The organism is Paraburkholderia kururiensis JCM 10599 = LMG 19447, from assembly GCF_003986935.1.
Classification (GTDB): domain Bacteria; phylum Pseudomonadota; class Gammaproteobacteria; order Burkholderiales; family Burkholderiaceae; genus Paraburkholderia; species Paraburkholderia kururiensis.
Genome location: NZ_RJZE01000090.1, coordinates 1 through 1,438, shown reverse-complemented (window position 1 = coordinate 1,438; position 1,438 = coordinate 1). Strand labels below are relative to the sequence as shown.

The 1,438-nt window shown below is 61.1% G+C and carries 1 protein-coding gene; it reads left to right on the top strand.

Going from position 1 to position 1,438, the window contains the following annotated elements; translation table 11 throughout:
- Positions 1 to 115: 115 nt before the first annotated feature.
- Entirely contained in the window at positions 116 to 1,396 is a 1,281-nt protein-coding gene (locus PKKP23_RS33370) for an IS256 family transposase (protein ID WP_261531330.1), read from the top strand.
- Positions 1,397 to 1,438 lie beyond the last annotated feature (42 nt).

Genomic DNA, 1,438 nt, shown 5'->3' with positions numbered 1-1,438 from the left:
GAGCTATCGTTGAAAGTGGTGTACGCGGCGTAGGGAAGAGGCAGGAGAAGGCGGTGGCGATTGAAGGAGAATGTTGCTTCTCACGGTAACACTTCCACAATCGAACTCCACCACCATGGCGAAACATACGCAGGATACGAGCAGCAGTCAAACGGCAGAAGTCGATATCAAGGGTGCGCCCGTCCTGGACGATCTGATCCAGCACGGGGCGCGGCGGATCATCCAGCAGGCAATCGAGGCGGAACTGGCGGCAATGCTTGAGCAGTATTCGAATGTGAAGACAATCGAAGGCCGGCGCGCAGTCGTGCGCAACGGCTACCTGCCCGAGCGCGAGATCGTTACGGCCATCGGTCCTGTGTCAGTCCAGGTGCCGAAGGTGCGCGACCGTTCGGGTTCGGGCGTGAAGTTCAATTCGACGATTGTGCCGCCCTACGTGCGCAAGTCGCCGCGCGTGTCGTCGTCGCTGCCGTGGCTGTACCTGCGCGGTGTCTCGACAGGCGACATGGGCGAGGCGCTGTCGGAGCTGCTGGGCGAGCAGGCCAAAGGGTTGTCGGCAAGCGTTGTGAGCCGCCTGAAGGCCGCCTGGTCTGACGAGTTCGAGCAGTGGAACAAGCGTGATCTCTCTGCCTCGCGCTGGGTCTACTGGTGGGCTGACGGCATTCACACGCAAGCCCGCACCGAGGATTCCGATGGTCAGTGCCTGCTGGTGATCATTGGCGTGAAGCCAGATGGTAGCAAGGAGCGCGTGGCACTGAGCGACGGCTATCGCGAATCGAAGCAATCGTGGATAGAACTGCTGCTCGATCTGAAGAAACGAGGCCTGCAGGCGCCACCGCTGCTCGCGGTTGGCGACGGTGCGATGGGGCTGTGGGCGGCGCTTGAAGAGGTGTTCCCGCAGACGCGGCACCAGCGCTGCTGGTTCCACAAGATCGGCAACATCCTCAACGTCATGCCCAAATCACAGCACGGCCGAGCCAAGGCGGCGCTTGCTGAAATCTGGAATGCCGCGACACGCGCCGATGCGATCATCGCGTTCAACCAGTTCGTCGACACATACGCGGGCAAATACCCGAAAGCCGTGGAGAAATTGACGAAGGATCGCGACGCACTGCTCGCGTTTTACGACTTCCCTGCCGAGCACTGGCAGCATGTGCGGACCACGAATCCGATTGAATCGACGTTCGCGACGGTGCGCCATCGCACAAGCCGTACGCGTAACTGCCTGTCGCGCGCGACCTTCCTGGCCATGGCGTTCAAGCTGATTGAAGCGGCCGAGAAGTCATGGAGGAAAATCCGTGGCGTCGACAAGATCGAGCCGCTCCTGAAGGGCATTCCCTTCAAGGACGGCACTCCGGTGATTGAAAGCACACCGGCTCCTCAAGCGCTGGCCGCCTGATCATGCCGCCTGACCCGCGTACACCACTCTTGACGATTGCTC

Bases quoted from the DNA above. Each gene is read 5' to 3' on its own strand.
- PKKP23_RS33370 (WP_261531330.1), top strand. From the start codon at position 116: ATGGCGAAACATACGCAGGATACGAGCAGCAGTCAAACGGCAGAAGTC.